The organism is Acidiphilium sp., from assembly GCF_049977125.1.
GTDB lineage: Bacteria > Pseudomonadota > Alphaproteobacteria > Acetobacterales > Acetobacteraceae > Acidiphilium.
In genome coordinates this window covers 1-6,715 of the sequence record NZ_JBMFGY010000146.1, presented here as the reverse complement: position 1 = coordinate 6,715, position 6,715 = coordinate 1, and the positions used below count along the sequence as shown (strand labels likewise).

5 protein-coding genes are annotated in these 6,715 nt (G+C 63.0%); 2 read left to right on the top strand and 3 right to left on the bottom strand.

Annotation, left to right across the window (positions count from 1 at the left end):
• Positions 1 to 431: 431 nt before the first annotated feature.
• A complete protein-coding gene (locus tag ACP5E6_RS15225) occupies positions 432 to 914 on the top strand; it encodes a PEP-CTERM sorting domain-containing protein (RefSeq protein WP_427955405.1) in 483 nt (160 codons plus the stop codon).
• A gap of 130 nt (positions 915 to 1,044) precedes the next feature.
• Here ACP5E6_RS15225 and ACP5E6_RS15220 read toward each other — a convergent pair whose 3' ends face one another.
• Together ACP5E6_RS15220 and ACP5E6_RS15215 are read right to left on the bottom strand one after the other, a co-directional pair.
• Positions 1,045 to 3,255, bottom strand: a complete 2,211-nt coding sequence (locus tag ACP5E6_RS15220) for a circularly permuted type 2 ATP-grasp protein (protein WP_427955402.1) — start codon at positions 3,253 to 3,255, stop codon at positions 1,045 to 1,047.
• Between the two features lie 143 nt (positions 3,256 to 3,398).
• On the bottom strand, positions 3,399 to 4,757 hold the full coding sequence (locus ACP5E6_RS15215; protein WP_427955400.1) for a carbohydrate porin: 1,359 nt from the start codon (positions 4,755 to 4,757) through the stop codon (positions 3,399 to 3,401).
• 395 nt (positions 4,758 to 5,152) lie between these two features.
• On the opposite strand from ACP5E6_RS15215, the gene ACP5E6_RS15210 reads away from it, so the two are divergent.
• Positions 5,153 to 6,352 carry an ROK family transcriptional regulator gene (locus ACP5E6_RS15210; RefSeq protein ID WP_427955397.1) on the top strand — a complete coding sequence of 400 codons (1,200 nt, stop codon included), beginning with the start codon at positions 5,153 to 5,155 and terminating at the stop codon, positions 6,350 to 6,352.
• Between the two features lie 150 nt (positions 6,353 to 6,502).
• On the opposite strand, the gene ACP5E6_RS15205 is transcribed toward ACP5E6_RS15210, so the two are convergent.
• Positions 6,503 to 6,715 (bottom strand): hypothetical protein (locus ACP5E6_RS15205; protein WP_427955395.1); only part of this gene is annotated, 213 nt, incomplete at its 5' end.

Below are 6,715 nucleotides of genomic sequence, written 5' to 3'. Positions count from 1 at the left end.
ATGAAATCGCTCGAAAAAATATAGAGCTAGAGCGTTAAGCAGAAAGTATGACGCACTAGGAAGCGGTCGTGGCGGCGTGACGCTCCCGCGTCCGCCGAACGCGAAGGCGTATCCCGCGCGGGACACCAGCCCACGCGTCTTCCTTTTGCGTTACAATAACGCGGCTTTACCCCCTCAGTTAGTAATATCGTTGGCGATGTTTGGCACCGGCGTCGAATCGGTTGTGCGATTTCCGATATAAACAGACGGTAAACGCGTGAATTGCGCAAATTTATGATAATTTTTCACCGAATACTACAATTTAAAGTTGTTAATCTTATATAAAATAATGATAGCAAAATGAGACTTTTCACCCTTAGGTTTATTGATTCTTTGCGGGAACTAACCGAAAACCCTTGCGGTCGGCATCATTTTCATTAAGAATACATAACATGTGGGTTATTCGTTGCGCGCAAGCTTGTCGTGGTGTGGTGGTCAGCCATCCGGTAGCGGTTGGAATTCCCGCGGCGGTAACCACGATCGGAACCGGCGCGGCATTGGGGCTCATGTTGGCGTCCGCGCCGCCGCTCCAGCCCCAACTGCCCTGTGGCTGCCATCAGGTCTGGATCGCACCGGTCGTGCCGATGACACCGCAGACCTATGGTCAGGTCATGAAGGCGGCGGGCAATACGGCGCTGGCCGCGATTCCGCTCGATACGGCACCGGGCGGCACGATCGGCGGTCCCGGCGGGGGAGTGAATTATCTGCCGCCAACCAGCGGGACACCGCCGGTCGTTCTGTCACCGCTCGCGCCTCCCACGGTGCCGACGCCGCATCCAACGCCGCAGCCGGTTCCCGAGCCATCGACATTCGGGATTCTCGCACTGGCGCTGGGCGGGCTGGTGCTGTCTCGTCGGCGTTGCCGTTCCGGCTGACACCCAGGCCTCAGAGCGATATGCGATAAGTTGACGCGGCAGCGGCAATATAATCGCATGAAATCGCTCGAAAAAACATAGAGCTAGAGCGTTACTCTGAAAGCATAATGCTCTAGTGGCTGCGGTCGGGTCAGGGGCGGGTCTGCTGGGGTTCCTCGACATGGCGGGCCGGGGGAACCGGGGCAAAATATCGCGTCGCAAGGTCCGACGATAGGCGCCGCAAGCCGTCCGACGTGGAAGTCAGCAGGGCGGCGATGTCGGCCGGTTCGCCGGCGGCGATCCACCCGGCGAGGGCGGTTAGCTGCGCTGAAATGGCTGCCGCGGCGGTAGCGTCCTCCGGTGCGCCGATCCGCTGCAACGCAACAACCAGCGCCTCGGTTTGGAAGGCGAGGCTGCGCGGATAATCGGCGGCACCGATCAGAAGCGCGATCGCCGGTGCCGGCAGCACCGGCCCGGCATGGGTGAATTCATAACTTAACTGGGCATCCGCCAACTCGATCGCGAGCGACAGGCCCGGGTCGAGACGGTCGAGCGCGCCGCCGAGCAGAATCGTCAAGGTCTCGGCGAGCGCTTCGGCGCGCTCGAGGCGACGGCCAATTTCAACGAAGACGAAACCGCCGCTGCGTGAGGCGTCCTCGGCGATCACGCCGTTGAACGTGGCGGCAAACTGCATGCAGGCCGCCAGCGTTCGGGGGTCGGCATCCTGATCGGCGGGAACCTGATCGAGCGCCGATTCGACGATCGCGCGCATCGAAACGCTGAACCGTTCGCCACATTGATCGAGCAGACGGCGGACATCCGCGCGCAGCGTGGTAAGCGGGCGATGCCGGGCGAGGGCCTGGTTCAGCCGCCGCGCCGACAGAAAAGGTCCGGCGGTTTCGCCGGGCAGCAGCTTGGCGCTGACCAGACACGCCGCCAGACTGTCACGTTGGGCGGCTTCATGGGGCAGGCTGCTGGCATCGGCGAAGCGGGGCAGGGCGATCGTCAGAAGTCGCGCCGCGGCATCCAGCCGCTCGACCATGCGACCGAGCCAGAGCAGGTCATCAGCCAGCCGGCTCGGCAGATCGATCGCGACCCTATTGGTAATGCAGGGGGCGGTGCGCTGGGCCGGACCGGGCGAGACATGGTCAGACTCACCCGAGTCGATCACCCAGATGTCCTTGATCAAGGTCGTGCCATCGGCGCGCACCGCCCGACCCAGCCCGCCCGGCAGGACGTGCCACACATCACCCACGCGCAGGGCGAACAGGCGCAGGGTGAGAGCGGCGAAATCGAAGCGTGCCGTGCTCTGATCAGGTGACTGACGGATTGCGATCGGCGCCTGGTCAGCGTCGAACCCGGCCGTGTTCGGGCCGAGGCTTTCGCTCAATTGCAGCGACCGGCCGGTATGGTGGCGGAATACGTCATTAAAGCAGGTTTTCAGCTCAGGCGCCTCAAGGATGGCGCTGCCCGGCGCATTGAGGACGGTGACGGCGTTGGTGCGCAATGCGCGGAACAGGCCGGCGACGCCGTGTGAGGGGGCGCCGCCCTGTTCCAACGGATCGATTGCGTGGCTGGCGCCCTGGCGGAGCAGGAGACGCACAGCGGTCGAGCCACCGAGGGTGCGCAGGCGTAGCGCGCCGCCGGTGCAGGAAAGATCGTCCGGCCGGAGCACCATGCCGCCGATCTGCCGGGCGAGCAGGCGGGTGTCCGCCATGTCGCTGCAAGGACCGGTGATCAGCCCGATCGGCCCGCCGGCGGCGTGGTGGTGGAGCATGTCTTGCCAGGTCTCGATGAGCGGCCGCTGGCTCGCGAGCGTGACCGCGCCGAATAACTCCGGCATCACCTCGGCGACGAAGCGGCGGATCGCCATGGCGAGGCCGAGGCCGGGCGCGCGATCGGTATGGTCGCGCAGCACCTGAAATCCGCCGTCCGAATGGCGGATCAGATCGACGGCATAAATACCAAGACGCGGCTGCGCGATACCGGGTTGGCGCGCCAGATGACGCAGGAAATGCGGGTTGGAGTAGACCGGGTCGCCCGGCAGCAAATGATCGATGATACTCGCCTGTGGGCCGTACAGATCGTCGAGCAATGCGGCGAGACATCCGACCCGCTCGATGATGGCGCCGGCCAGCGCGCTGAATTCGTAATCCATCAACGGCACCGGGATCGGGTCGAGATGGCGCGACTGCACGCTATCACTCGGCGCCTCGAACCGGGCGCGACGGTCGAGTGCGGCGGCCCGCGCGGCGAATTCCTCGGCACCGATCGCCTGCATGGCATCGACCACAGGTCGCCAGGGTGCCCGAATATGGCCTTTCGCGTCGATCAGGCCGCCGATGGCGTCACGTCCGTGCATCGCACCGGCTTATCAGACCGCTTGGTTCCACGCGAGAGCTGATTACGCTGTCATGGCGATCGATCGGGTTGGTGAGGCGGGCGGCACAGAAAAAACCCCGGCGGTTCGCGCCGGGGTTTGCAGGATGGTTCGATTGGAACCGATCAGGATTTGGTCGGCATGCCGAACAGGGTCGGCAGATCGACATAGAGCTGAATGCCGAACACAGCGACATTCGACAGGTTATGCGTCGAATAGGTCGAGAAGCCCTGACCGTCCGGATTGATGATGTACTGGAAATTCGGCATGATATTCAGCCATTTATTGGCCTGCCAGGCATAGTGAATTTCCGTCATGATCAGGTTGTGGTCGGGGTAGCCGGAACCGCCCTCGGCGAGACGGGTCTGGTAGAGCGAGTTGAGATAGCGGTTGTTGTAATGGATACCGCTGACGGCGACGCCGATGTTGTCGTTCGGCCGGCTGGCGAAGGGACCCTGCCAGATCATGCCGGCTTCAGCCTGCAGGTTGGAGACCTGCTTGCCGCCCGCGGTGCCGAGCATGGCCTCGCCAAAGACATAGACGCCGTCAGGCGAGTTCGGCGCATCCTGATAGACCATCTGCTGGCCCTGAACATACACCGCCGACTCGTTGTTAAAGGTGCCGGGGCCATAATAGGGCGCCGTGTAGCTGGCACGGTCGAAAATGGCGCCGACGTCGTATCGGTTGTTGGCGATGGCGCCGGGGGTTTTCCACTTGTAGCCGAGTTCGACCGGCAGCAGATAGCCATTCGAACCCGCGGTGCCCCAGTAGAAGCCGTGGTGAGCATCGGGGTTTTCATTGTTGGTGGACTGATAGGCGCCGACCTTGAAATAGACATTCGGCGTCGGCGTGATCAGCAAGCGACCGCCCCAAACCGCGACAGCGTAGAAATTGGTCGTCGTAATCTTGCCCATGTCGGGCGGATTGCCGCAGATGGCGTTGGACTGGAAGTCGCAATAGAAGGACGACACATCGAAACTGTCCGGCATGTCGGTACGGCCGGCTTCGATATCGACCATGTTGTCGAACAGCTTCTGTTCATAGGTGAAAATGGTGAGCTGCGCGGTCTGGCCGCCACCATAGATCTGTTGCACCGAAACGCTGTTGTTGATGGTCTGGGCGGCAAGGTTGTTGCCGTGGCGCTGGGTGAACAGGACGTGGAACGAGCCGCCCTGAATACCGGCGAGTTTTTCCATGTCGAAGGTGGCGCCGAAATTCAGTTCACCGGCGTAGTCGGTGCCCTGGCGTTGGCCACCACTGACCGAACCCGCGAATTCCCCAAGGTAGCGGGAGTTCACGTAGATCCCATCGTTATACAGGGTCTGACCGAGTTGCTGGATAGGCGAGGGCGCGAGGTTGACTTCGGGAGCCGCCTGTTGCGCGCGGGCAGGACTGCTCACGACGAGAACCGTGCCGAACAAGGCCGCGGCGGCCAGTGACCCCGCGAGCCGGTTGCGTAGCTTGACTGGTTGGTTGGTGTTCAAAACGGACCTCCATGTTCCATGACGTTGATTTTTGGCGAACCCTGTTGTGGCGACGAAACGACACCCCGGTACCGCGCCATCGGCGCCGGGCAGGAAACGGTGGGTGGTGAGGCAGTAAGGACGGGGCGTGGCGCGCGCGAACCGCCGATCCCGCAAACGCGGCCCGACCTGATTTCGCGATTCAACTGATGCACCCGCATCCTCCATGGTTTCCGCCCCTCCAAAAAACTCACGTCGCGGCGGCCGAGGCGTCGCTTGCGTGAATTATTTTTACTCTTTAAGAAATCCTTAGTGAGGAGCGTTATCGGTGTCAATGCAAAATTCAACCGTCCCGCGGAACGTGGGCTCGATATGATGAGGTCGGCAATGATCATCCCCGTCATCCCGTACGCCCGATGACCCGCACCAGGGTCAATTCCGCGCTGATCCGCCGGATCAACACAGGACGGCTGTTTCACATCATCCGCCAGAACCCCGGCATATCGCAGCAGGTACTGTCGCGTGAATCCGGGATCGATCCCGCGACGATCTCGATCATCATCGGCAATCTGGAAACCGCCGGCATCGTGCGCCGTGCGACCGACGCGCCGACCGGTCGCGCCGGCCGGCCGACCGTCGCCCTCAGCATCGACGCGCGGGCCGGGTTTCTGGCCGGGATCGGCATCGAACCCGATGTCATTCGAATCACTCTTGCAACGATCGATGGCGCGACCTGCGCCGATCTGAGCGTACCGGGCAGCGCCGATCCGGCGGCGGCGTGCCGGGCGGTGGGGGTTGGCATCGCCGCCGCGCTGCGGGGCGTTAAAGCCAGGCGTGGCGCCCTGCTCGGCGTCGGCATCGCGGTGCCCGGCCTGGTGTCGCTCGATGGCCAGGTGGTGTTCGCCCCCAATCTGGGCTGGCGCGATCTCGATGTGGCGGCCATGCTGGTGCCGCTGCTGAAATGCCCGATCCGGCTTGAAAACGATGTAAAGGCCGCCGCCATCGCCGAGCATCTGTTTGGCGCCAGTCGCGACATCACCGACTTCGTCTATGTGATGGGTCGATCCGGAATCGGCGGCGGATTGTACATGATGGGCGAGGTGTATCGCGGTCCGCATGGTCTGGCCGGCGAGATCGGGCATATGAAAATCGTGCCGGGTGGGCGCCCGTGCGGCTGCGGCGGGCGAGGCTGTTTCGAGGCCTATGCCTCCGAGCGCGCGATCCGGGCGGAACTCGCGGCCCGAGGGCAACCCGTGCATGACGATATCGCCATTCTGGCCGCCTACCGCGCCGGCGATGCCGTGGTGCGCGCGGTGGTGGACGAGGCCGGTGGTTACCTCGGTCTGGGCCTCGCCAATCTGATCAACATCATCAGTCCCCGCCGGATCGTGCTGGGCGGTAGTCTTGCCGCCCTCGCGCCGATCCTGCTGGATCAGGCGATGCTGTCGCTGCGCGCCAACGCCCTTGCGGCGATCATGGCCGATGTCGAGGTGGTGGTTTCGGTCCTGGGCGACGAAGCGGCTCCGATGGGCGGGATCGCGCTCGCCCTGCAACAGTTTCTCGATGATCCGCCGGTCAGGCTTGGCCGTAGCCGCGAGACCGGCACCGCGCGCTAGCACGACCGCACACGCGGATGTCATGGCGCAATCCCATGCGCGTAATTGCCTCGTCTTGCAGGTCTGGTGGCAAATGACCGCCACGCTTGAACTCCCCCGGAACAGTGTCTTTTGTAATTATATGACATTGTGCGCCGGGCGAGCATGGGGTCAAGCCGATTTTGCCCGCACGGAGGGCAACGACGGCGAATGCGGCACCGTGTTGCAAAATTGCATGTCGCGGTAACAGAGGCAGATTTTATGACATAACGCCGGTTTTGCCAGGGAATACCCTGCCACCGCCCCGATCTGCGTGCGGTCGCGGGCGGATGCGGCGGCGCGCCGATGCATGAAGGTTTCGGGTTTCAGCGAACGCGAAACCCA

Bases quoted from the DNA above. Each gene is read 5' to 3' on its own strand.
- ACP5E6_RS15225 (WP_427955405.1), top strand. From the start codon at position 432: ATGTGGGTTATTCGTTGCGCGCAAGCTTGTCGTGGTGTGGTGGTCAGC.
- ACP5E6_RS15220 (WP_427955402.1), bottom strand. From the start codon at position 3,255: ATGCACGGACGTGACGCCATCGGCGGCCTGATCGACGCGAAAGGCCAT.
- ACP5E6_RS15210 (WP_427955397.1), top strand. From the start codon at position 5,153: ATGACCCGCACCAGGGTCAATTCCGCGCTGATCCGCCGGATCAACACA.